Genomic DNA, 22,162 nt, shown 5'->3' with positions numbered 1-22,162 from the left:
TGTTCATTACCTCTGAGCGCAATTGCAGAGCGTGCTCGGGAGGAACCATCGGATGACTATCAACGTAGCCCCTGTCGGCTTGGCGCGGGATCTTGCCGAGCGTGGCAAGTCCGGCAAGCCGATCCGCATCGGCCTGATCGGCTCGGGCGAGATGGGCACCGACATCGTGGCGCGGGTGGCGCACATGCCCGGCATCGAGGTCGGCGCGATCTCCGAGCTCAACCTGCCCAACGCGCATCGCGCCGTCGACATCGCCTATCAGGAGAAGGGTCACGCCCGCGAAGTTGCCTCCGGTTCGGCGCTGAACGAAGCCATCGAGGCCGGCAAGGTCGCGGTCACCAACGATGCTGATCTCATCCTCAACAGCGGCCTGATCGACGTCGTCATCGATGCGACGGGCGTTCCTGCCGTCGGCGCCGAGATCGGCCTGCGCGCCATGGAGCATGGCAAGCATCTGGTGATGATGAATGTCGAGGCCGACGTCACCATCGGTGCCTATCTCAAGTCAGAGGCCGACAGGCTTGGCGTCACCTATTCGCTCGGCGCCGGCGACGAGCCGTCGTCCTGCATGGAGCTGATCGAGTTCGTCTCGGCGATGGGCCACACCATCGTCGCTGCCGGCAAGGGCAAGAACAACCCGCTCAACATCGACGCGGTGCCGCACGACTATGCCGAGGAAGCGGCCCGCCGCAACATGAACGTGCGTATGCTTGTCGAGTTCGTCGACGGCTCCAAGACCATGGTCGAGATGGCGGCGATCGCCAATGCCACTGGTCTGGTGCCGGACAAGGCCGGCATGCACGGCCCGGCCGCGACCTTGCCGGAGCTCAACAAGGTGCTGGTCCCGGAGAAGGACGGCGGTGTTCTCTCCAAGGTCGGCGTCGTCGACTATTCGATCGGCAAGGGGGTTGCCCCCGGCGTGTTCGTCATCGCCGACATGTCGCATCCGCGCATCCGCGAGCGCATGGAAGATTTGAAGATGGGCCATGGCCCGTATTTCACCTTCCACCGGCCCTATCACCTGACCTCGCTCGAGGTGCCGCTGACCTGTGCCCGTGTGGTGCTTTACGGCAAGGCCGACATGGTGCCGCTGGCCAAGCCGGTGGCTGATGTCTGTGCGGTGGCCAAGAAGGATCTTGCGCCCGGCGACGCGCTCGATGCCATCGGCGAATACACCTACCGCGCCTGGATCATGACGGCGGGCGAGGCCCGTGCGGCCAAAGCCATCCCTTGCGGCCTGCTGCAGGGCGGCACGGTGACGGCCCCGATCAAAAAGGGCGAACTGATCACCACGGCCAACGCCGCCGTTGCGCCAGGTTCGAAGATCGCCGAGCTGCGCGCAAGGCAGGACAGGCTGGTCTATGGAGCGGAGGCGTGACAGTGGCCCAGGCTAAGACCAAGGACCTGCCGGCGGGGGCGAACCTGCCCTTCATCTACCGCGAATACAGCGCCGAGCGGCTGAAGCAGGCGCTGCACAAGATGTATCTCATCCGCCAGTTCGAAGAGGGCGCGGAAGAATCCTACATGCGTGGTCTGATCCACGGCACGATGCACCTGTCCATCGGCCAGGAGGCGAGCGCCATGGGTATCTGCATGCCGCTCACCAATGACGACCAGATCACCTCGACGCATCGCGGCCATGGTCACTGCATTGCCAAGGGTGCTGAAGTGTCGAAGATGTTCGCCGAGTTCTTTGGCAAAACGACCGGCTATTGCCGCGGTCGCGGCGGCTCGATGCACATCGCCGACGTGACGACGGGTAATCTCGGTGCCAATGGCATCGTTGGCGGCGGCATTCCGATCGCCGTGGGGGCGGCACTCACCGCCAAGCGCCTGAAATCTGATCGCGTCGTCATCTCCTTCTTCGGCGACGGCGCCAACAATGAGGGCGCCTTCCACGAGGCGCTCAACATGGCCTCGCTGTGGAAGCTGCCGGTCATCTTCGTCTGCGAAAACAACGGCTACGGCATGTCGACCTCGATGGCGCGCTCGACCGCGGTGCCGAATGTCGCCGACCGCGCCGCCGCCTATTCGATGCCGGGTGTGATCGTCGACGGCAACGTGCTGTCCGACGTCGCCGAAGCCAGCCACGAGGCCGTTCGCCGTGCAAGGGCAGGGGAGGGGCCGACGCTGATCGAGTCCAAGACCTATCGCCATCGCGGCCACTCCAAGAGCGACCGTAACCGCTACCGGACCAAGGAAGAGATCGAGGACTGGATGACGAACCGCGATCCGATCGTTCGCTATGAGAATGAACTGATGGAATTCGGTATCATCGACCAGGCAGGTATCGAGGCCATCCGCGAGGCGGTCGCCAAGGAGATTGCCGACGGCATCGAGTTTGCCAAGGCGAGCCCGTCGCCCGAGATCCGCAATCTCGAACGCTACGTCTACACGGAGACTGTGTGATGGATCAGGCCGTGCGCGAGCTGAGCTATGCCCAGGCGATCCAGGAAGCCATGGCGATTGCCATGGAGACCGATGAACGCGTCTTCCTGATGGGCGAGGACATCGGCGTCTATGGCGGCGCCTTCCAGGTGACGGGCGACCTTGTCGAGCGTTTTGGCGCCGACCGTGTCATCGATACGCCGATCTCGGAACTTGGTGGCGCCGGCGTTGCCGTAGGTGCCGCCGTGACAGGCCTCCGGCCTATCTTCGAGTTCCAGTTCTCCGACTTCGCCACGCTCGCCATGGAGCAGATCGTCAACCAGGCCGCCAAGATGCGCTACATGCTCGGCGGCGCGGTGTCGGTGCCCGTGGTCATGCGCTTTCCGGCAGGTTCGGGCACGGGTGCTGCAGCCCAGCACAGCCAGAGCCTCGAAGCCTGGCTCGGCCATGTGCCCGGCTTGAAGGTCATCCAGCCGGCGACGCCATACGACGCCAAGGGCATGCTGCTCGCGGCCGTTGCCGATCCGGATCCGGTGATGATCTTCGAGCACAAGCTGCTCTACAAGACCAAGGGCCCGGTGCCCGAGGGCTATTACACCGTGCCGATCGGCAAGGCCGAGATCCGTCGTGAAGGCCGCGACCTCACCATCGTCGCCACCTCGATCATGGTGCACAAGGCGCTCGAAGCCGCCAAGACGCTCGAAGCCGAAGGCATCGACGTCGAGGTCGTCGACCTGCGCACCATCAGGCCGATGGACAAGGAAACCGTCATCGAGAGTGTCAAGAAGACGTCGCGCCTGCTCTGCGTCTATGAAGGCGTGAAGACCCTTGGCGTTGGAGCTGAAGTCAGCGCCATGATCGCCGAGAGCGAGGCCTTCGACTTCCTCGATGCGCCGATCGTCCGCCTCGGCGGCGCCGAGACGCCGATCCCCTACAATCCGGAACTGGAAAAGGCGACCGTGCCGCAGGTGCCCGACATCCTGGCCGCCGCGCGCAGCCTCGCCACGGGGAGCCGCTAGACCATGCCGGTCGAAGTAATCCTGCCCAAGGTCGACATGGACATGGCGACCGGGCGCATCTCGCGCTGGTATGTCGACGAAGGTGCTGCGGTCAAGAAGGGCGACCTGCTGTTCGAGATCGAGACCGACAAGGCGGCGATGGAAATCGACGCCCCAGCCTCGGGCACCATCCGCGACATCACAGGCAAGGAAGGTATAGACATCCCGGTCGGCGAAGCCGTTGCCTGGATCTACGCCGAGGGCGAAGCCGGCAAGCCGGCCAAGGACGCAGCAGCCGAAGCCAAGCCTGTGCAGGATTTGGTTCCTGCTGCGCCGGCTGCCGCGGCAGCGATCGCCCCGGTGTCTCCGGCAGAGCTCGCCCGGGTGAAGACCGTCGCCCCGTCCATGTCATTGAACGGCACGCGCGCCACGCCGCTCGCACGCCGTCTCGCGGCGGAAGCCGGGCTCGCGCTCGACACCATCGTAGGATCCGGCCCCAAGGGCCGCATCATGCGCAAGGACGTTGAAAGCGCCATGACGGCGCCTAAGCTTGAGGCGAAAGCCGCGCTTTGGCCCGACCGGATCATTTCCAGGCCGCCGGCATCCTCCCAGCCGCGGCCGGCGCCACAGCGGTCCGCTGGCGCGGAACCGCTGAACTTTGCCTGGCTGCGACAGGGTGAAGGGCGTCCGATCGTTCTGATCCACGGCTTCGGCGCCGACCTCAACAGCTGGCGGCCGATGCTGGCGGCCGGTCCGGTCGATGCACCGCTGCTGGCGCTCGACTTGCCCGGACATGGCGGCTCGCCGCGCCAGGCACCTGCCGACCTCGACGCCATCGCTGCGGATGTCGAGGCGACGCTGGCATCGCTTGGCCTTGGCCCGATCCTGCTTGTCGGCCATTCCTTCGGTGGAGCCGTGGCGGCAACCGTTGCCGCGCGCGGCCATGCCGATGTCCGCGCACTGGCGCTGATCGCGCCGGCCGGCCTCGGCCCCGAGATCAACGGTGCCTTCCTGCAGGGTTTCGTGCGGGCAAAGAGCGAGGCAAGCCTGATGCCATGGCTTCGCCAACTGGTATCAGACGAGCAGGTTCTATCAAAGCCTTTCGTCAACGCCACGCTGGCGCAGGCGGGCGACAGCGAACTGCGTGCTGCACAAGGCGGGATATCGGACCGCTTCTTCGCTGATGGCACCCAGACCTTCGACATCAGGGGGCTGTTGGCAGCCTTGCGCATTCCGGTTCGTGTCATTGTCGGCGCCAACGACCGGATCATCCCGGCAAGTCAGTCGCAGGGGTTGCCCGGCGAAATTGCGCTGCATGTCTTCCAGGCCACCGGCCACATGCCGCAGGTCGAGCGGCGTGAGCAGGTGCTCAAGATCCTGTTGGAAATGGCGCGGGCGTAAGCGCAGTTTCGAGGTCCCCGCGCTGCCTGCGCGGGGATTTTGCATTCCGGCTTGCTGGATCAGCTCTCGAAATCGCCGAACGTGTTCTGCAGCCGGGTCAGCAGGTCTACACGTTCGCCGACCTCGTCGCCAAGCAGCACGATGATGTTGCTGAGCATCAGGTCCATCACCGCGACGATTGTTGCCGAGCCGTCCCAGAGCGGACCGTGCGAACCGGGCACGACGAGGCAGATATCTGACACCTCCGGCCCCCAGGGGCAGAACTCGTCGGTCAGCAGAACGACCTTCACGCCCATGCGCCGCGCTTCCATGGCAAGTGGGCGCGCCTTGGCGGCAAAGCGCCTGACGTCGTGCAGGAACAGCACACGGCCTTCGACCGAGCCGTCGAGCAGTTCGGAATAGGTGCCGTTCAGGCCGTCTACGAACTGCACACGCGGGCGCGTGTAGGACAGCTGGCTGGCGAAATATTGGGCGATGCCGCGGACATTCTGGTAGGCGGCGACATAGACCTCGCTTGCCGAAACCAGCGCGTCGATCGTCTGCTGCCACTCGGGAGCCGCCGTCAGCTCATAGATCCGTCCAAGATTGTCGATCTGCTGCTGGATGAGCCCGGCAAGAAGCTTGCCCTCGCGGATGTCCTCCCGGAAACGGTCGACCGGGCCCTTGACCTGCCAGGCAGGGTTGGAACTGCCGCGCCGCAACTCATGCTTCAACTGGTCGAGGCCGTCGAAGCCCATGCGGCGGAGGTAGCGGCCGACGGTCATCGGCGACAGTTCGAGACGGGTGGCAATGGATCGCGCCGTCTCGAACGGGATTTCCGCCAGGTTGCGCTCGATGTAGTTGGCGATCAGTTTGTCGGATTTCGACCGCCTCAGCTCCTCGCCTTGCACGAGCTTCAGGATTCGCTGCGCCATGTCCTCTCCGGCCAACCGCCTTTCAGGCAGCTATTGGGCTGTCTTCACCTTGGTCCAGACCCGGTCAAGCTGGCGCAGGCCAGGTCCCAGATCCTCGAAAATCTGCAGCCGCTGCATCGTTTCGGGCGAAGGATTGATCTCCTTGCTATTCTTGATGTTGTCGGGGGTCAATTGCCGCGCCGGGACGTTCGCGGTGCCGTTGGTCTGCTGGGAAACATTGAGCGCGGCGACCTCCGGACGGGTGTAGAACTGCATGAATTTGAGCGCGTTTTCCTTGTTGGGCGCGGTCTTGAGGACGCAGATGTCCTCCTGGTACATGGTGGCACCTTCTTCCGGGATGACATAGCCGAGGTCGGCAGTGTTGCCGAACACGTCGACCATGGCGCCCACGAAGAAATGCCCCGCTGCGACGTCGCCCGACTGCACCATCGGGCGCGTGTCATAGGTGAAGGCGGCGACATCGGGCTTCATCGCGATGATCGTGTCGGCTGCCTGCTGCAGTTCGTTGGGGTCGGTCGAGTTGACCTTGTGGCCGTTGAGGATGAGACCGACTGCGAGCACCTCGCGCATGTCGTCGAGCAGGGTGAATTTGAGGCCCTTGGCCTCGACCGTGGCGATCAGGTCCTTCCAGCCGGTGATGTCCTTGCCGAGGATCTTGCGGTTGTAGAAGATGCCGACCGAGCCGAATGCGTAGGGCAGGCAGTACTCGCCCTTGGGGTCACTCTTGGCGCGCATGAAGGCCGGGTCGATGTTCTTGAAGCCTTCATAGGTGTTGATGTCGGTCTTCTCGAGCAAGTCGAGCTTGGCCATGATGTCTTGCATGTGCACCGACGGAAAGACGATGTCGTAGCCGGTGGCGCCGCCCTGGATCTTTGCCAGCATTTCCTCGTTTGACGAGTAGGTCGACAGGTTGACCTTGATCTGGGTCTCGTCCTCGAACTTCTTCAGCACCGCCGGATTGATGTATTCGCCCCAGTTGTAGATGTTGAGCTCGGCAGCGCTGGCCGGCGCGATCGTCGTCATGGCGGCCGCAATCGAGATCGCGGCGACTTGCGCCAGCAGGCTTCGCCTGGTCGGGCGGGCGCCCGCGAGGGCATGGTTCGTGATCCTCATCGAATTCTCCTCTGTGTGGTTATGTGCCCATTGCAGGCCGGCTTCGCGTGTTCCGGCTCCGGCTTCTGGTGGCCGTTGACTTGGATGATCAAATGGTATCCAAATCTCGAAATCGCACAAGAGTTATTTGAATAACAATTCGGGGAACGGCAGATGCGAGATTCCATTGTCCGGCTGGAGGGAGCGGCAAAGACCTTCCCCACGCCGGAAGGTCAAAGCGTGGTCGCGCTCGACAAGATCGACCTCGATGTCGATCGCAACGAGTTCCTGACGCTTCTCGGCCCTTCGGGTTGCGGCAAGACGACCTTGCTTCAGGCGATCAGTGGCTTTGTCGAGCTCGATGCCGGCCGCATTCTGATCGACGGTGTCGACATGACGACACGCCCGCCCTATCGCCGGCCCGTGAACACCGTCTTCCAGAACTATGCGCTGTTTCCGCACATGACCGTCGGCGAGAATACGGGCTACGCGCTTGAGGTTGGGGGCGTCGCTAAATCCGATCGGATGAAGCAGGTCGCGGCCGCCCTCGACATGGTCGGCCTCACCGGCATGGAGGGCCGCCGGCCGCGCCAGCTGTCCGGCGGTCAGCAGCAGCGCGTGGCGCTGGCACGCGCCATCATTGCGCGGCCCAAGCTTCTGCTTCTCGACGAGCCGCTGTCGGCACTGGACAAGAACCTGCGCCAGTCGATGCAGATCGAGCTGAAGACGCTGCAAAGCGAGCTCGGCATCTCGTTCATCTTCGTCACCCATGACCAGCAGGAAGCGCTGACGATGTCGGACCGCGTCGCCGTTCTGTCAGGCGGCCGCATCCAACAGCTCGATACCCCGCGCAACATCTATGACCGGCCGGCAAACAGTTTCGTGGCGACCTTCGTCGGCGCCAGCAATCTCTTCGAAGGCCATCTGGACAATGGGTGGCTGCTGACCGGCGACGGCCTTGCGATCCGCCACCTGCCATCGCTTGGGAACGTGTCAGGCAAGGCCAAGGCGTTGATCCGCCCCGAACAGTTCTTCATTACGGAGGAGGGACGGGACTATCCTATCCTGGACGTCGAGGTCGAGCAGATCGTCTTCGTCGGCTCGTCATTCGAGCTGTTCGGCCACACGGCCGAGGGTCGCAAGGTCGTTGCCGAAATCCCGGCCGGCCGGCGCAGCTTTATCGGCGAGGTCGAACAGGCACGGAAAGCACGGTTGTCCTACGATCCTTCCGCTGTTCATCTCATCAGGTGCGACGCCGATGGCATCTGAGATGTCTCTCGCCGGTCGCCGCCGCGTTCAGCTGGCGCTGCTGCTCGCCCCGGTGACGCTGTTCCTAGCTGTCTTTTTCCTGGGCCCGCTGGCGATCATGATCGTCACCAGCTTTCTCGCCCCCGGCCTCTATGGGGGCGTGGAGTGGACCTACTATCCGCATAATTATGGCCGCATCCTCGGTTTCGCCGACCCGGCATTCGAGGTCTTCGACCCGGTCTACCTCTCGATCTTCCTGCGCTCGCTCAAGATCGCGGGCTTCACCGTCATCGCCACCATGGTCGTCTGTTATCCCGCAGCCTTCTGCATTGCGCGGCTGTCTGAGCGCTGGAGGAATTTCTGCCTCTTCCTGATCACACTGCCCTTCTTCACCAGCCTGATCGTGCGATTGTTCATCTGGGTGCTCATCCTGCGCCAGACTGGCATCGTCAACGAGGCGTTGCTCGCGACAGGCGTCATCACGCGACCGCTCGAGCTGATCTACACCGATGGCGCCATTGTGCTCGGCATGGTCTACATCTTCATTCCGTTCATGTTCATGCCGATCTATGCCAGCGTCGAAAAGCTCGACTGGACGCTGGTACGCGCGTCGCTCGACCTCGGCGCGGGCCCGGTCCGGACTTTTGTCCGCATCATCCTGCCGCTGACCGCGCCTGGCATTGCCGGTGGTGCCATCATCGTCTTCATCCCGGCGCTTGGGAACTTCGTCGTTCCTGCGGTTCTTGGTGGCGCCAAGGTAATGATGCTGGGAAATCTCATCGAGCAGCAGTTCCTGTCTGCCCGCAACTGGCCCTTCGGGTCGGCCTTGGCGATGATGGTGATGAGCGTGATGCTGGTGCTGCTCTTCATCCATGTCGTCGCGTCCGGTCGCCGCGGCGCTGACGCCACAAATTGAGGGGCTGCAGATGAAGATTACCCGCTTTCTCTTCCGCGGTGGGCTGATTGCCTACACCATGCTGTTCTTCGCCTTCATCTACATCCCCCTGGTGCTGATCGCCGTCTACTCGTTCAACTCCAATCCCGTGAACATGATGACGTGGAGCGGCTTCACCACCGAGTGGTACGCTCAGGTCCTCGGCTTCAAGACGACGATCTCGGAGAATGCCCTTTACATCGAATCGACCGACCAACTCGTCCAGGCGGTCTGGAACAGCCTGATCATCGCGACCTCCACCACCATAATCGCGACCGTGTTCGGGACCGCCATCGCCATTGCGCTCTACCGCTTCGCCTTCTTCGGCAAGCGCTTCTATCGCACTGTGATGTTCATGCCGATGCTGATGCCCGACATCGTGCTCGGCATCGCCTTGCTGATCTTCTTCGTCAATTCGGGGATCACGCTCGGCCTGAAAACGATCATCATCGGCCAGTGCACCTTCCTGATCTCCTATGTCTTCATCGTCGTGTCGGCGCGTCTTGCCGGCATGGACCGCACGCTCGAAAACGCCTCCGCCGATCTCGGCGCCAACGAGTGGGTGACATTCCGCAAGGTTGTGTTCCCGCAGTTGCTGCCAGGCATCATCGGCGGCGCGCTGCTTGCCTTCATCATTTCGATGGACGACCTGGTGATCACCTACTTCATCGCCGGCGTCGATGTGACGACGCTGCCGATGTTCATCTTCGCCATGCTTCGCCGCGGCATCAAACCCGAGATCAATGCGATTGCGGTGATGATGCTCACCTTCTCCTTCGTCGTGGCCTCGCTTGGCCTCTACCTGCGCTCCCGGCAGAAATGATCCTGATGACCAAACCGAAATCTCCCGCCACCAAAGCCCGGGCCCGCGACCTCGGCCTGCCGTTTCCGGGCCGGCCCGGCCCTTTTAATGCCATCACCGATGTCGAGGGTATTGGCGTCGGGTTCAGGACAATTTTCGAAGATGTACCGAGGCCCGGCCGCAAGCGCCCGGTGCGCACCGGCGTGACCGCTATCCTGCCGCATGCGGCTTCGCCGACGCCCGTCCCGGTTTATGCAGGTGTGCACCGCTTCAATGGCAACGGGGAGATGACCGGCACGCACTGGATCGAGGATGGCGGCTACTTCCTCGGTCCCGTCGTCATCACCAATACCCATGCCGTCGGCATGGCCCACCACGTGACCGTGAAATGGATGCTGGAGCGTTATGCCGCGACCTATGACACCGACAACTTCCTCTGGATCATGCCTGTCATTGCCGAGACCTATGACGGCGTGCTGAACGACATCAACGGCCTGCCATTGACCGAAGCGGACGTCAGGGCCGCCCTCGACAGCCTGTCATCGGGGCCGGTCCAGGAAGGCAACTGTGGCGGCGGCACCGGAATGGTCACCTATGGTTTCAAGGGCGGGACCGGCACGTCGTCGCGTATCGTCGAATTCGGCGGCCGGGAGCACAGGATCGGCACGCTGGTCCAGGCCAATCATGGCCAGCGCGATTGGTTGACGATCAGGGGCGTGCCCGTCGGCGAACATATGCGCGACGGCACGCCACAGAGCCAGCTCCCCGAACGGGGCTCGATCATCGTCGTCGTCGCCACCGACCTGCCGATGGCGCCACATCAGCTGCAGCGGCTGGCGCGGCGGGCCGCCATCGGCATCGGTCGGGGCGGCACACCAGGGGGCAACAATTCAGGCGACATCTTCCTGGCCTTCTCGACCGCCAACCCGCAACCCATGGCCCACCATGCGCCGGCCAGGCTGAACCTCGAAATCGTCAATGACGAGAAGCTGGATCCGGTCTATGCCGCGACCGTCGACAGCGTGGAGGAAGCCGTGGTCAATGCGATGCTGGCGGCCGAGGACGCCGGCGGCACCGCCTTCGATCGTTTCCGCATCCAGGCGATGCCGCATGACCAGCTGGTCGCGGTGATGCGCGACTATGCCCGCATCAAGTAGCGGCAACAACGTGAAAGGTGGTTTGTCGTCAGACGAAGCCGCGCTTGAGCAGCTCGGCCGAGATCTCGTCCCAGCTGGCGCAGACGGCTGATGCGCCCGCCGCCATAAGCTCCGGGCCGTGGCCGTCATGGGTGTGGCCGCCGCCGACGTAGCCGATGGCCGTCATGCCGGCAGCGACAGCGCCCTGCACGCCGTAGCGCGAGTCCTCGATGACCACCGAGCGCTCGGGCGCAAAACCCATCTTCCCGGCGGCAAAGAGGAAGATGTCGGGCGCCGGTTTGCCGTTCTTGACCATCGACGAACTGAAGATCGATGGACCGAAATAATGGGCGAGGCCGGTGACTTCGAGGCTGTGGTTGATGCGCTCGACCGACGAGGACGAGGCGACGCAATGGGCGGTTTCGAGCTTCGACAGGAAGGCGGCGATGTCGAGCGTCGAGGCCAGCTGCTCGGTGAACAGTGCCTTGGTCTCGCCCCAGATGTCGTCGGTGGCGCCGTCGGGCAAAAGTTGGCCGGTGAGCTGGTGGATCTTGGCGATGATGTCGGCCTGCTTCATGCCGACGCAATGCGAGATCACCTCCGCTTCGATCTCGAGGCCGTTCCTGGCATAGGCGCGCACATAGGCAAGGGCGGCCAGCGGTTCGCTGTCGACCAGCACGCCGTCGCAATCGAAAATCACCAGGCTGTCTTTGGGCAAGTCGAACTCCAGGAAGCTTTGCGGCGCACAGGCCGTCGTTTGTCGAAAGCAGGCTGCTGCGGTCGCGCCGCGTTGCAGCCGCGATGGTGGAAGATCTAATCCCGGCCGATCGCCTCGGGTCGTGGCGACGCCTGCAGCGCACGCTGCATGGCGCTGCGCTCTTCCGGCAGGTCGGGCGCGAGCCAGTTGGGCTCGGCGCCGAGGAAGCGGTCGAGATAGGCAACGGCATAGCTCGGCATTTCGGCCGTATTCTCCTTGTAGGACCACCAGGTCCTGAGGTCGTCGGCGCATGCGTCGAGGGCAGGGGCTTCGCCAAACTCCTGCTCGAACAGCACGGCAATCGAGCAGACGCAGAAGTTGGTGTAGACGAAGCCCTCCGGCCAGAACCTTACGATGTCGGGAATGGCCTGCGCCGGTGTCGACGCGTCGGGAGGCCGCGCATCGTCGATCCGCACCGGCGCCTGCCTGATCAGCTCCTTGAGGGCGAGGCCGGCGGCGTAGACGATGAAGTCGGCGCGGTCGAGCTGTGCATATGATTTTTGGGCGTTTACGATCTCGACCCAGTCGAGGAAGATGCGCGTCAGTTTCTTCTCGTCGATGTCGAAGCGGATGCCATAGCGGGCGGTGATGGCACGCGCGCTGTTGCGGAAGGTCGTGCGGAACCAGCGCAATTGCCTGAGCCTGTGACGGAGGTCGGGCACCAGCGCAAGTTCGTTCTTGAAGATCAGGTCCATCGTCGCAGTGCTCCTGCCCTGTCCGAAGATACCATCGGCAGGCAAAATGCCAAATGCCGCTGTGGATCGGAACCATCGTGCGGGGTGTCCAAAGTTATACATATTGACATTCATAAAGACAAATGTTCTTTGATTGATATGTGAGCGGCTCAGCATGTCGCCGCTCCGGAGGACTTCGGGAGGAAGAGCCTTATGGCAATCTGGCAGTGGGGACTGCTGCTTCTGGGCGTCGTCTGGGCGCTGCAGTCGCTCGGCGTGTGGATCCAGATGCGGCACTACGCCGATGTCTTCAAGGGCATCACGGCGAAGTACCAGGATGGCTATGTCGGCGCCGGCAATTGCCGCGGCCGCCTGGGCAAGGGAACGATCGCGCTGATCGTGGTCACGCCGGACCTCAAGGTCCAGCGGCTGCTGACCATGACCGGGCGCTCCGTCTTCGCCAAATTCAAGCGTCATGAAAATCTGGAGGGAATTTCCCTCGATCAACTCCGGTCCAATCCCGCTGTACTGGGAGAGGGGGAAGCCGGTGTGGCGGAAGCCGTGAAGAAGGCTGTCGAACAAGTCGACCGCGCACGGCTCGAGCCAAAGGGGCCCGGCCTCGCCGGCCTCAAGCCAGTGGGTATGTAGGGGCGGCACCTTCCGGGCGCGGTCCCTAGGGTGAGGATATCAAGGAGGAGAAATGTCAGTCCTATCTATGTTGGCGCAGCACGCCGACATGGCCGTCCAGAACCTGCATGTCGCGGGTTCAATGGCCACGGATGCTGCAATTCACGGCAAGCTCGCCGTCAAGGGAGCGACGAACGATCTCGTCGTGCTCGCCCAGGCGAGCGGCGACCTGACCGTCGAGCAGTTCAAGGAAAAGCTCAACACCGTTGCTCAGGAGGAACAGCTCGGCTGGCTCACCAGCATCGGCAAATACTTTATCGGCATCTTCCAGAAGGGCGGTGAGGTCTTCGCCGGTTTCGTCACCGGCATCATCCCGACGCTCGTCGTGCTGATGACTGCCTTCTACGCGCTGACCGAGCTCGTCGGCGAGGAGAGGGTTCACGGCATCGCCCGTGGCGCCGGGCGCATCGCGTTGACCCGCTACACCGTTTTGCCGCTGATCTCGGTGTTCTTCCTGACCAACCCGATGGCCTACACCTTCGGCTCTTTCCTGGAAGAAAAGCACAAGCCCGCCTTCTATGACGCGGCCGTGTCCTACGTGCATCCACCCCTCGGCCTGTTCCCGCACATCAATCCGGGCGAATACTTCGTCTGGGGCGGCATCCTCGTGGCTCTGCTCGAGCTTGAGAAGAAGGGCGTTGTTCCCGGCGGCTATCACATCCAGGTGGCCATCTGGTACGCCATCGTCGGCCTCGTCGTCATCCTGCTCAAGGGCATGCTGACCGAGCGCATCACCGCCATCATGGCACGCCGCCAGGGCGTCGAGCTGTAAGGGCGGGGAGGGGCACATGGCCAAGTCTTACAAGGCAGTCAAGATTTCCCGCGGCAAGAGCGGCTGGGGCGGTCCCCTGGTCGTCCAGCCGACGGACCAGCGCAACAAGGTCGTCTCCGTCACCGGCGGCGGCATCCACCCTGTCGCTGCCCGCATCGCCGAGATGACCGGTGCTGAAGCCGTGGATGGCTTCAAGTCGCCGCCGGTCGAAGGCGAGATGGCGGTGGTGGTCGTCGATTGTGGCGGCACCGCGCGTTGCGGGGTGTATCCGCGCAAACGCATCCCCACCGTCAACCTCACCCCGGTAGGACAGGCGGGCCCGCTCGCCCAGTTCATCACCGAAGACATCTACGTGTCGGGCGTCAAGGAAAGCGACATCACCATGGCCGACGGTTCGGAAGCCGTGACATCGGCAGGCTCTGCCTCCAACGCGAACAACGCCTCGTTCGCGACGGCGACAAACACCACCGCCCCCGCAGCGTCCAACGACGGCGGGTTCATCAACCTCGTCGCCAGCATCGGCCGCGTCATGGGGCGTGTCGTCGGTATCTTCTTCAATGCCGGCCGCCGCACCATCGACCAGGTCGTCCGCAACGTGCTGCCGTTCATGGCGTTCGTGACGATGCTGATCGGCCTGATCCTCTATACCGGCATTGGCGACGTGCTCGCCCAGCCGATGGGGCCGCTGGCCAACAACATCGTTGGCCTGCTGGTCATCTCGGCCATCTGCGGCCTGCCGTTCCTGTCGCCCATCCTCGGGCCAGGCGCGGTCATCGCCCAGGTCATCGGCGTGGCGATCATCGGCCCGCAGATCGCCAACGGCACGATCTCGCCGGCAATGGCGCTTCCGGCGCTGTTTGCCTACAACACCCAGGTCGGTTGCGACTTCGTGCCGGTCGGCCTGGCGCTCGGCGAGGCCAAGCCCAAGACCATCGAGATCGGCGTTCCCGCCGTTCTGATCAGCCGCCAGATCATGGGCCCGGTCTCGGTGCTCATCGCCTGGGCGGTCAGCCTGGTCGTATTCTAAGATCCTTGCCCGGCGGCGCTTGTCGTCGCCGGGCATTTCATCGGCCGGCCAAGCCGGCAAAACAGGTACGCCCGGACAGCATTCCAGCCCGGGCCCAGAAAAAGGCTTCGATCATGTCGGTTCATCTCAAGACGCTCATAACGGCAATCGGACCGGAAGTGGCAGAGCTGGCCGAAGGCGGCGTGCTGATCCTGTTCGCCGACGGTGCTCCGCCTGAACTGGCCGAGGTGTCGGTGCTGCACAAGGCTGAAGTCGGGCCGAGCGACGCGGCCCCAGTCGTCGGCGCCGCCATTGCCATCGGCGAACTCGAGGGCACCATCACCGCCATGGGCGACAGTGCCTGGAACAAGGTGCGCGAGATCGGCCACGTGGTCATCAATTTCAACGGCGCCGATGCCGCCGAGCGGCCGGGCGAAATCTGCGCCTCGGTGGTCGAGGGCGAAGTGCTCGTCGGAGCTCTCAAGGCCGGCGCAGCCATTACCATCGGCCGCTGATTGCCGCGCGTTACGCCGCTATACTGACCTGGAACAAGAGACCTGCCTATGGAACGCTCGACGATCGTCAGAGTGCATGAAGGGTTGCATGCCCGGCCCGCCACCCGTTTCGTCAAGCTCGCCAAGAGCTTCGAAAGCGAGGTCGAGATTATCAAGGACGGCAAGTCGGCCAGCGCCAAGAGCGCGGTCAAGCTGATGCTGCTCGCCGTCAAGGAAAACGACGAAGTCACGATCCGCACCAAAGGTGCTGACGAGATCGAGGCAGTGGAAGCGCTGGTCGGCTATCTCGAGAACCCGCTCGCCGGTCTGGCCGAGGAACAGGCGCCGGGCGAGCCTGATGCCGCCGCCGCCGCGGACGTGACGCTCAAGATCGAATCGACCAAGCCCGCGGCATTCGAGGAAGAGATATCAGGCGCCCTGAAGGGCGTGGCTGCCAGCGAGGGCTATGCCGTCGGCACCGCCTTCGCCCACTTCCCGCCCGAGATCAAGCCGGAGCGCCGCACGCTTTCGGTTGGCGACATCAACGCCGAACTCGTTCGCTTCGCTGAGGCTGTCGAGGCCGTGCAGGCGCGCATGAACGCCTCGTTGGCATCGGACACGCTGTCGGCAAATGATCGTGGCATCATCGCCGCGCTGCGCGACATAGCCGCTGACGACGAGCTGCGCGACGAAGTGGTTGCCACCATCAACACCGGCAGCGACGCGGTCACCTCGGTCATCGGCGCCGCCGCCAAGATTGCGGCCCAGTTCGGCCAGGTCGACGATCCTTACCTCAACGCCCGCGCCGATGACGTTCAGGCGGTCGGTCGCCAGATCTGCCTGGCGCTCCTCGGCCAGGCCGACATCAGCCTCGACGAAATTCCCGAGAGGGCGATCCTGATCGCCGAGGACATCGGCGCCTGGGACCTGGCACGCGCACCGCTGAAGCGCATCGGCGGCATCGTCTGCGGCCATGGCGGAGCTACATCCCACATCGCCATCATCGCCCGCGCCCATGGCATTCCGGCGGTTCTCGGCATGGGCGCGCAGGTGCATGACCTCGCCAAGGCACGCGAGATCGCGCTCGATGGCCATCGCGGTCATGTCGTGGCCGATCCCGAGGGCCCGGTGCTCGACCGCTTCCGCACCCGCATCGACGAGGCCGCACGCGAGCGTGAAGCGCTGAAGGCATTCCGCGATACCACCCCGCGCCGTGCCGACGGCACGATCATCGAAGTGGCCGCCAATATAGGCTCACTCGAAGAGATCGACGCCGCCCGCGAAGCGGGTGCGATGGGCGTCGGTCTGTTCCGTACCGAACTGCTGTTCATGCGTCACATGCACCTGCCTTCGGAAGACATGCAGGCCGAGACCTATGCGGCTCTTGCCAAGGCCTTCGCGCCTTATCCCGTTATCGTGCGCACGCTCGACATCGGCGGCGACAAACCGATTTCGGGTATCGAGTTCCCTCAGGAGGAGAACCCGTTCCTCGGCTGGCGCGGCATTCGCATGTGCCTCGACCGGCCCGACATCTTCAAGCCGCAGCTGCGAGCGCTGTTGCGCGCAGCCGTCCATGGCAACGTCAAGGTGATGCTGCCGATGGTCGCCGACGTGTCGGAAGTGCGCGCGACGCGTGCGCTGATCGAAACCTGCAAGGCCGAACTTGCTGCGGAGAAGGTAACCTTCGGCGAATTTCAGCTTGGCGTCATGATCGAGACGCCGGCTGCGGTTCTGATTGCGCCGGCGCTGGCGAAAGAAGTCGCCTTCTTCTCTATCGGCACCAACGACCTGACCCAATACATCATGGCCGCCGATCGACTGAACCCGACGGTCGCCAATCTCAACGACGTGACCAATGTCGCTGTCATGTCGGCGATCGAGATGACGGCAAGGGCAGGGGTAGCGGCGGGCATCATGGTCGGCATGTGCGGCGAGGCCGCCGGGCGGCCGGACCTGATCCCAGAGTTCCTGCGCATGGGCTTGACCGAGCTCTCGATGAGCCCGGCCTCGATCCAGCGTGCCAAGAAACGGATAGCCGAGCTCGGCGCCTAGCCGGCTCAGGGCAGATGCGCGAGCAGCACCCGGAAGATGGCGCCAAGCTCGTTGGCCGGGTTGGCACCGTCGAGTGCGCGCAAGATGCGCTCGCGGCGCGCGTCGACCGCCATGCCGGTGGCTTCCAGCAGGTCGGCGTCGCTCATACCCGATGGCGACAACGTCAAGATGGCCGCGGCAAGCACCATGGGCGCAAGCGGCACGAGAGCAGGGACCATAGCCTCGTCGCCAGACCGGGGCTGGCAGGCAAGCAGTTCGACAAACGTTGCGGCGGCAACGGCAGCGACAGCTTCAAGCCGGCTCTCCGGGCTCGCGATGTGCATGGCGGTAAGCAAACCGCCATGCTTCTTGCGGACGGCCAGATGCGCCTGACTGAAACCTGCTTCGTGAAGCGGCAATCCATCGCCGACTGCCTTTCGCGGCATGGCCTTGAAAGCTGCATAAAGGTCGCGACGGAACAAGCGCTCGCCCTCGACCGTGGCCGAGCGCCCGGTGGCGAAATAGGTGTCGAAGCCATGCAGCCGGGCGCTGTCACCGGTGCGCACCATCGGCAGAAGCGTGCGCGACACCGTCTCGGCGACGGTCAGCGTGTCATCGACAACGCTTGCAGCGCGACCCAGCAGGCGCTCGATTTCAGGTGGCGGGGCAAACGGCTCGGCCATTTGTGGCCGGCGCGGTCCGCCGGGATTGTCGTGGCGGCTGGAGCGGACGAGATGGCGTATGTCGCGGAGGCGATCCTTGATGTTGACGACAACATCTTCCGAAAGACTCCTCAGCATCTTGCGCATTCCCTGCTGCCGTGGCGGCTCCGTCACGAAGCCGCAGCCTCGGGGCATTGCAGCACTGTTTTGCGCGGGGTGCAAATCGATCGCGACACCTCGCCGCTTGACCTTGCCGCGGTTCCTTGAAAAGTGATGTGAACTGAAACGGGGGGAGCGGCGTGAGCAAAGGTGTCAAAGGGTCGGGTGGAAAATCGCGTACCGCCGAGACACCTCAGGATGTCGAGGGTTCCCCCACCGACAGCCGGGCTGACCGGCTGCGGGTTCGCGCGGCCTGGATGTACTTCATCGAACAGATGACCCAGAACGACATCGCCGAGGTTCTCGGCGTCGGCCGCGTCACCGTGGTGCGCATGCTGGCCGAGGCGCGCCTGCGCAACGAGATCAAGATCGCCATCGAAGGTGACCTGTCCGACATCGTCCGCCAGGAGCGGGCGCTGGAGCAGAAGTTCGGCGTCCAGCGGGCAATCGTCGCACCGCTCTCCGGGGAGGGCGCTGATCCGATCCCGACGATTGGAGCGGCAACCGGCGCTTATCTATCCGAAGCGATGAAGTCGGGCATGTCCGTCGGCGTCGGCTGGGGCCGCACGCTGACCGGCACCTTGCCCTACATCAGCGGCAAGCCACTCAATGATTTCCGCGTCATCTCGCTGCTCGGCGGCGTCGGCGTCGCACGCCGTACCAACCCGGCCGAATTCGCCTGGCGCTTCGCCCAGGCCTTCCAGGGCGACGGTTATCTCATTCCGGCGCCTGCCGTCGTCGACAGCATCGAGACCAAGCGTGCGCTGATCGAGCGCTGCGGCCTGTCCGAAGTATTTGCGCTGGCCGATTCGCTTGATGCGGTGCTGTTCAGCGTCGGCGACATCGCTTCGGCCTCGACCTTTTATCGCGGCGGCTTCCTGACCGAGGCCGAGCGCGAAAAGCTGGCTGCCAAGGGCGCGGTCGGCGATCTTCTGTTCCATTTCTTCGACCGCGCCGGCAAGCTTGTCGACCATCCCATCAACCAGCTCGGCATGTCGGTCGATGTCGACCGCATACTGCGTGCGCCGCTGCGCATCCTGACTTCGGGTGGCTCAGACAAGATCGACGCGCTGCTCGGCGCCATGAAGCTGGTCAAGCCGACGGTGCTGATCACCGATGAACACAGCGCAAGACGGATGATCGAAGCGCCCTGAGCTACAAATGCCTGCCGTGCTTGTCATCCCTTGGTGTGGCCTGCATGATCGCGAATGGCGGCTTGCTCGACGAGCCGCCGGACGAACCGGATAGCTTTGCCACAATTGGAGGTCCCATGCCTGATTTCAACCCGGAGAATGTCCGCTCCCTGGTCAGCAAGGTCATGAGGGCGTCGCCTTCCGACGTCAGGCTTATCGCACAGCGGCTGCATGACCACGCTGTCGAAGAGCGTATGTCGCCCGAGGCGGCGAGGGCTTTTGTCACGGAACTCGGTTATGGCAGCCTGGAAGCCTTCTGTGCCGATATCGGCCTTCCCGGCCACATTGCCGAGCGCTGGGGCCGGTTCGGCGTCTCCGGTGAAATGCGCCAGGTCTTCACCTTGCTTGCCGCGCAGCGCCGGAAGATGGCCGAGGCCATCGCCGAATTCGAGGCCATGACCCATGTCGGCATCGAGGATTTTCTGCGCGAAAGAGGGCTGCTCTAAACCGCTGCCCGGAGGTCTCAGGACAGCTAGGTCAGCGCTGCGGCGCTGTCGCTGTCGGTAATCAGCACATTGGCGTTGACGGCTCCAAGGGCGGCGCGAATGGCCGGGATCTTGCGCTTGCCGCCGGCGGCAAGGACCAGGTTCGGCACGGCGCTGACGGCCTCGAGATCGATCGCCATGACCCTGTCATTGACCTCGTGGTCGACCATCCTGCCTTCGGCATCGATGAAGTAGCATAACATATTGGCAACCGCGCCCTTGGCCTTGAGCGGGGCGACGAAGGATTGCGGCACGATGCCGTGGCGGAAGATGGTGGCGTTTGCCGACATCTCTCCGACGGTCAGAAGAGCGACATCGGCCTTTGCCGCGCGTTTGCGCACGTCGAGCAGTTCCGGCTGGGCCCACAACAGGTCTCGCAACTCGCGGCTGTGGGTGATGACCGGCGCGGTGATCTGGTAGCTGTCGACGCCAAGCGTCTCCGCAACCTTTGCCGCCACCGCCGACGGGTTGACCCATTGTGAGTGCGGCAGGCTGCCGACCAGGGCGACAACGCTCGCGTTCTTGAGCTGCCGGCGGTTGAGAAAGCCGATGCTGGAGTGAAGCGTCGCCCCGCCGCCGATCGCCAGCGTCATGCCGTCCTGCATCTGCTGGTCGAGATAAAGCGCCACCGAATGGCCGATCGCCCGTTCCAGATGTTCGTCGGCCGAAGGTGTCGGCGCCACGATCGCGGCGTCGAGCCCCCAGCGCTTTTCCAACGCCCGCTCGAGCTCGACCTGCCTGGCGGTCTGGGCGTTGATCGTCGTTACCACCACGCCGTCGGCGGTGCAGGCGGCGAGGGTGCGCATCACCTTGACCCGGCTGACCTTCAGCTTGTCGGCGATCTGTTCCTGGGTCAGGCCCTCGACATAATAGAGCCATGCCGTCTTCACCGCGAGGTCGGACGAGACCATGGCGGCACCCGGCTCGACCGACATTTCCTGCTTCGTGCGCATTCCTTGTCCGGTCTCCCCCTCGGCGGCACAACGATTCTGGAGAATGGCTGTTCTGCAGTCTGGCGCAAGGGCCGGATGCCGGTTCCGAAGCCTGTTTTCATGCTCCAAATTTCGCAATGCAGCATGATCATTTGTATTTGACACGCAACAAATGATCATATCATAAATGTGTCAGCGTTCCGTCACCCAAGTGTCAAACGCGCTGTGTAGGGAGGTCGTGGCACGCGGATCTGAAGCCGACTTGCCATGTGTGGACACAACAGGAGGTTTCATGAAAACGACATTCGCCAGGCTGGCCGCAAGCCAGCTCGCCCTGGCCGTGGCGCTCTTCGCCGGCGCTGCCAGCGCTGAAACGTTGACCCTTTATACGTCGCAGCCGGAAGCTGATGCGACCAAGACCGTCGAGGCCTTCAAGAAGGTCCATCCGGACGTCGACGTGCAGGTCTACCGTTCGGGCACCAGCGATATCCTCGCCAAGCTCGCCGCCGAGTTTGCCGCAAACAGCCCGCAGCCGGACGTGCTGCTGATCGCCGATGCGGTCTCGATGGAACTGCTGAAGAAAGACTCTCGCCTGATGGCCTATGCCGAGGCCAAGCTCGATGGCTTCGCAGCGGACTCCTATGACGTCGACAAGACTTACTTCGGCTCCAAGCTGATCACGACCGGCATTGCCTACAACACCGCAGCTGCCGAGAAGCCCGAGCATTGGGCCGATCTTGCCAAGCCGGCTTACGCCGACGGCCTCGTTATGCCGAGCCCGCTCTATTCCGGCGCCGCCGCCTACCTGCTCTCCGGTTTTACCGGCAATGCCGACTATGGCTGGGACTATTTCGACAAGCTGAAGGCCAACAACACGATCTCGGTTCGCGGCAACGGTGCCGTGCTGAAGTCCGTGGCCAGCGGCGAGAAGCCCTATGGCATCCTGGTCGACTTCATGGCGATGAATGCCAAGGCCAAGGGCTCGCCGGTCGAGTTCGTTTTCCCGTCCGAGGGCGTACCTGCCGTCACTGAGCCGGTGGCCATTCTTTCGACGGCAAAGAACGTCGCGGGCGCCAAGCAGTTCGTCGACTTCATCCTGTCCGACGATGGCCAGAAGCTGGCACTCGAGCAGGGCTACCTGCCGGCCAAGCCTTCCGTCGGCCGGCCCGCCTGGCTGCCCGAAGGCGTCGAGGTCAAGGTCATGAACTTCGACGTCAAGGCGATCGTCGAGAAGATCGAAGCCGACAAGGCGAAGTTCTCCGGCCTGTTCGGCGGCTGATCGTCCGACCCGGAAGGCCGATCGGCCTTCCGGGTCCTTTCTCCAGATTTGAGCTGGCCGATGTGCCAGTATCGCGCGGCATCCCCTGTTAGCGAGTGCCGCCCTGCTTTCCGGAACC

22 protein-coding genes are annotated in these 22,162 nt (G+C 63.6%); 16 read left to right on the top strand and 6 right to left on the bottom strand.

Translation table 11 applies throughout. The features are described from left to right. Window positions 1-52 precede the first annotated feature (52 nt). From N7E70_RS28490 to N7E70_RS28475, 4 genes are read left to right on the top strand one after another with little or no spacing between them, the layout of a single operon-like run. On the top strand, window positions 53-1,378 hold the full coding sequence (locus N7E70_RS28490; RefSeq protein ID WP_263008273.1) for an NAD(P)H-dependent oxidoreductase: 1,326 nt from the start codon (window positions 53-55) through the stop codon (window positions 1,376-1,378). Between the two features lie 2 nt (window positions 1,379-1,380). Continuing rightward, on the top strand, window positions 1,381-2,409 hold the full coding sequence (locus N7E70_RS28485) for a thiamine pyrophosphate-dependent dehydrogenase E1 component subunit alpha (RefSeq protein WP_263008272.1): 1,029 nt from the start codon (window positions 1,381-1,383) through the stop codon (window positions 2,407-2,409). After that, window positions 2,409-3,407 carry an alpha-ketoacid dehydrogenase subunit beta gene (locus N7E70_RS28480; protein WP_263008271.1) on the top strand — a complete coding sequence of 333 codons (999 nt, stop codon included), beginning with the start codon at window positions 2,409-2,411 and terminating at the stop codon, window positions 3,405-3,407. Before N7E70_RS28485 ends, N7E70_RS28480 begins: the two co-directional genes overlap by 1 nt. Window positions 3,408-3,410: 3 nt before the next feature. Then, window positions 3,411-4,787: an acetoin dehydrogenase dihydrolipoyllysine-residue acetyltransferase subunit gene (locus N7E70_RS28475; protein WP_263008270.1), complete on the top strand. Its 1,377-nt coding sequence runs from the start codon at window positions 3,411-3,413 to the stop codon at window positions 4,785-4,787. Between the two features lie 59 nt (window positions 4,788-4,846). On the opposite strand, the gene N7E70_RS28470 is transcribed toward N7E70_RS28475, so the two are convergent. Beyond that, window positions 4,847-5,701, bottom strand: coding sequence for a MurR/RpiR family transcriptional regulator (locus N7E70_RS28470; protein WP_067968219.1), 855 nt, complete (start codon window positions 5,699-5,701; stop codon window positions 4,847-4,849). A gap of 30 nt (window positions 5,702-5,731) precedes the next feature. After that, window positions 5,732-6,724 (bottom strand): polyamine ABC transporter substrate-binding protein, encoded by a 993-nt coding sequence (locus N7E70_RS28465; RefSeq protein WP_269441487.1) that lies wholly within the window; start codon window positions 6,722-6,724, stop codon window positions 5,732-5,734. A gap of 243 nt (window positions 6,725-6,967) precedes the next feature. On the opposite strand from N7E70_RS28465, the gene N7E70_RS28460 reads away from it, so the two are divergent. The 4 genes from N7E70_RS28460 to N7E70_RS28445 are packed head-to-tail and all read left to right on the top strand — an operon-like array spanning window position 6,968 to window position 10,934. Continuing rightward, window positions 6,968-8,062, top strand: a complete 1,095-nt coding sequence (locus N7E70_RS28460) for an ABC transporter ATP-binding protein (RefSeq protein WP_263008268.1) — start codon at window positions 6,968-6,970, stop codon at window positions 8,060-8,062. Window position 8,063: 1 nt separating this feature from the next. Further along, on the top strand, window positions 8,064-8,957 hold the full coding sequence (locus N7E70_RS28455; RefSeq protein WP_067968224.1) for an ABC transporter permease: 894 nt from the start codon (window positions 8,064-8,066) through the stop codon (window positions 8,955-8,957). Window positions 8,958-8,967: 10 nt separating this feature from the next. Continuing rightward, entirely contained in the window at window positions 8,968-9,798 is an 831-nt protein-coding gene (locus N7E70_RS28450; protein ID WP_067968227.1) for an ABC transporter permease, read from the top strand. A gap of 5 nt (window positions 9,799-9,803) precedes the next feature. Next, window positions 9,804-10,934, top strand: a complete 1,131-nt coding sequence (locus N7E70_RS28445; RefSeq protein WP_263008267.1) for a DmpA family aminopeptidase — start codon at window positions 9,804-9,806, stop codon at window positions 10,932-10,934. Window positions 10,935-10,962: 28 nt separating this feature from the next. Here the strand turns inward: N7E70_RS28445 and N7E70_RS28440 are convergent, their stop codons facing one another. Both N7E70_RS28440 and N7E70_RS28435 read right to left on the bottom strand, forming a co-directional pair. Beyond that, window positions 10,963-11,631, bottom strand: coding sequence for an HAD family hydrolase (locus N7E70_RS28440; RefSeq protein ID WP_263008266.1), 669 nt, complete (start codon window positions 11,629-11,631; stop codon window positions 10,963-10,965). Window positions 11,632-11,726: 95 nt separating this feature from the next. Continuing rightward, window positions 11,727-12,365, bottom strand: coding sequence for a hypothetical protein (locus tag N7E70_RS28435; protein WP_182575039.1), 639 nt, complete (start codon window positions 12,363-12,365; stop codon window positions 11,727-11,729). Between the two features lie 192 nt (window positions 12,366-12,557). Between N7E70_RS28435 and N7E70_RS28430 the strand changes: the two genes are divergently transcribed. The 5 genes from N7E70_RS28430 (at window position 12,558) to ptsP (ending at window position 17,355) form a co-directional block, all read left to right on the top strand. Continuing rightward, the gene (locus tag N7E70_RS28430) at window positions 12,558-12,992 is read left to right on the top strand and encodes a transcriptional regulator GutM (protein ID WP_067968240.1); all 435 of its coding nucleotides are present in this window, start codon (window positions 12,558-12,560) and stop codon (window positions 12,990-12,992) included. A 52-nt stretch (window positions 12,993-13,044) separates the two neighbouring features. Continuing rightward, complete coding sequence (gene srlA / locus N7E70_RS28425) at window positions 13,045-13,803, top strand: PTS glucitol/sorbitol transporter subunit IIC (protein WP_154384397.1); 759 nt, start codon at window positions 13,045-13,047, stop codon at window positions 13,801-13,803. Between the two features lie 16 nt (window positions 13,804-13,819). Continuing rightward, complete coding sequence (gene srlE / locus N7E70_RS28420; RefSeq protein WP_067968247.1) at window positions 13,820-14,830, top strand: PTS glucitol/sorbitol transporter subunit IIB; 1,011 nt, start codon at window positions 13,820-13,822, stop codon at window positions 14,828-14,830. Window positions 14,831-14,943: 113 nt separating this feature from the next. Continuing rightward, complete coding sequence (locus N7E70_RS28415; protein WP_067968250.1) at window positions 14,944-15,324, top strand: PTS glucitol/sorbitol transporter subunit IIA; 381 nt, start codon at window positions 14,944-14,946, stop codon at window positions 15,322-15,324. 48 nt (window positions 15,325-15,372) lie between these two features. After that, entirely contained in the window at window positions 15,373-17,355 is a 1,983-nt protein-coding gene (gene ptsP, locus N7E70_RS28410; protein WP_263008265.1) for a phosphoenolpyruvate--protein phosphotransferase, read from the top strand. A gap of 5 nt (window positions 17,356-17,360) precedes the next feature. Here ptsP and N7E70_RS28405 read toward each other — a convergent pair whose 3' ends face one another. Next, window positions 17,361-18,134 (bottom strand): hypothetical protein, encoded by a 774-nt coding sequence (locus tag N7E70_RS28405; RefSeq protein ID WP_263008264.1) that lies wholly within the window; start codon window positions 18,132-18,134, stop codon window positions 17,361-17,363. Between the two features lie 161 nt (window positions 18,135-18,295). Between N7E70_RS28405 and N7E70_RS28400 the strand changes: the two genes are divergently transcribed. Beyond that, complete coding sequence (locus N7E70_RS28400) at window positions 18,296-19,309, top strand: sugar-binding transcriptional regulator (protein ID WP_263008263.1); 1,014 nt, start codon at window positions 18,296-18,298, stop codon at window positions 19,307-19,309. A 116-nt stretch (window positions 19,310-19,425) separates the two neighbouring features. Beyond that, window positions 19,426-19,794 (top strand): hypothetical protein, encoded by a 369-nt coding sequence (locus tag N7E70_RS28395; RefSeq protein WP_067968536.1) that lies wholly within the window; start codon window positions 19,426-19,428, stop codon window positions 19,792-19,794. A gap of 26 nt (window positions 19,795-19,820) precedes the next feature. Here N7E70_RS28395 and N7E70_RS28390 read toward each other — a convergent pair whose 3' ends face one another. Next, a complete protein-coding gene (locus N7E70_RS28390) occupies window positions 19,821-20,786 on the bottom strand; it encodes a sugar-binding transcriptional regulator (protein ID WP_263008262.1) in 966 nt (321 codons plus the stop codon). 271 nt (window positions 20,787-21,057) lie between these two features. Here N7E70_RS28390 and N7E70_RS28385 point away from each other — a divergent pair, with 271 nt between their 5' ends. Then, complete coding sequence (locus N7E70_RS28385) at window positions 21,058-22,044, top strand: ABC transporter substrate-binding protein (protein WP_067968265.1); 987 nt, start codon at window positions 21,058-21,060, stop codon at window positions 22,042-22,044. The last annotated feature ends 118 nt before the right edge of the window (window positions 22,045-22,162 follow it).

The sequence above is a fragment of the Aminobacter sp. NyZ550 genome (assembly GCF_025628925.2).
GTDB lineage: Bacteria > Pseudomonadota > Alphaproteobacteria > Rhizobiales > Rhizobiaceae > Aminobacter > Aminobacter ciceronei.
The sequence above is the reverse complement of the archived record's forward strand: the minus strand, read 5'-3'. Positions and strand labels throughout refer to the sequence as shown.

What these genes read in the sequence shown, in the direction of transcription:
- ptsP (WP_263008265.1), top strand. Translation starts at nt 15,373, where the DNA reads ATGGAACGCTCGACGATCGTCAGAGTGCATGAAGGGTTGCATGCCCGG.
- N7E70_RS28385 (WP_067968265.1), top strand. Translation starts at nt 21,058, where the DNA reads ATGAAAACGACATTCGCCAGGCTGGCCGCAAGCCAGCTCGCCCTGGCC.
- N7E70_RS28445 (WP_263008267.1), top strand. Translation starts at nt 9,804, where the DNA reads ATGACCAAACCGAAATCTCCCGCCACCAAAGCCCGGGCCCGCGACCTC.
- srlE (WP_067968247.1), top strand. Translation starts at nt 13,820, where the DNA reads ATGGCCAAGTCTTACAAGGCAGTCAAGATTTCCCGCGGCAAGAGCGGC.
- N7E70_RS28435 (WP_182575039.1), bottom strand. Translation starts at nt 12,365, where the DNA reads ATGGACCTGATCTTCAAGAACGAACTTGCGCTGGTGCCCGACCTCCGT.
- N7E70_RS28480 (WP_263008271.1), top strand. Translation starts at nt 2,409, where the DNA reads ATGGATCAGGCCGTGCGCGAGCTGAGCTATGCCCAGGCGATCCAGGAA.
- N7E70_RS28430 (WP_067968240.1), top strand. Translation starts at nt 12,558, where the DNA reads ATGGCAATCTGGCAGTGGGGACTGCTGCTTCTGGGCGTCGTCTGGGCG.
- N7E70_RS28470 (WP_067968219.1), bottom strand. Translation starts at nt 5,701, where the DNA reads ATGGCGCAGCGAATCCTGAAGCTCGTGCAAGGCGAGGAGCTGAGGCGG.
- N7E70_RS28465 (WP_269441487.1), bottom strand. Translation starts at nt 6,724, where the DNA reads ATGACGACGATCGCGCCGGCCAGCGCTGCCGAGCTCAACATCTACAAC.
- N7E70_RS28415 (WP_067968250.1), top strand. Translation starts at nt 14,944, where the DNA reads ATGTCGGTTCATCTCAAGACGCTCATAACGGCAATCGGACCGGAAGTG.
- N7E70_RS28390 (WP_263008262.1), bottom strand. Translation starts at nt 20,786, where the DNA reads ATGCGCACGAAGCAGGAAATGTCGGTCGAGCCGGGTGCCGCCATGGTC.
- N7E70_RS28395 (WP_067968536.1), top strand. Translation starts at nt 19,426, where the DNA reads ATGCCTGATTTCAACCCGGAGAATGTCCGCTCCCTGGTCAGCAAGGTC.
- N7E70_RS28455 (WP_067968224.1), top strand. Translation starts at nt 8,064, where the DNA reads ATGTCTCTCGCCGGTCGCCGCCGCGTTCAGCTGGCGCTGCTGCTCGCC.
- srlA (WP_154384397.1), top strand. Translation starts at nt 13,045, where the DNA reads ATGTCAGTCCTATCTATGTTGGCGCAGCACGCCGACATGGCCGTCCAG.
- N7E70_RS28475 (WP_263008270.1), top strand. Translation starts at nt 3,411, where the DNA reads ATGCCGGTCGAAGTAATCCTGCCCAAGGTCGACATGGACATGGCGACC.
- N7E70_RS28405 (WP_263008264.1), bottom strand. Translation starts at nt 18,134, where the DNA reads ATGCTGAGGAGTCTTTCGGAAGATGTTGTCGTCAACATCAAGGATCGC.
- N7E70_RS28460 (WP_263008268.1), top strand. Translation starts at nt 6,968, where the DNA reads ATGCGAGATTCCATTGTCCGGCTGGAGGGAGCGGCAAAGACCTTCCCC.
- N7E70_RS28450 (WP_067968227.1), top strand. Translation starts at nt 8,968, where the DNA reads ATGAAGATTACCCGCTTTCTCTTCCGCGGTGGGCTGATTGCCTACACC.
- N7E70_RS28490 (WP_263008273.1), top strand. Translation starts at nt 53, where the DNA reads ATGACTATCAACGTAGCCCCTGTCGGCTTGGCGCGGGATCTTGCCGAG.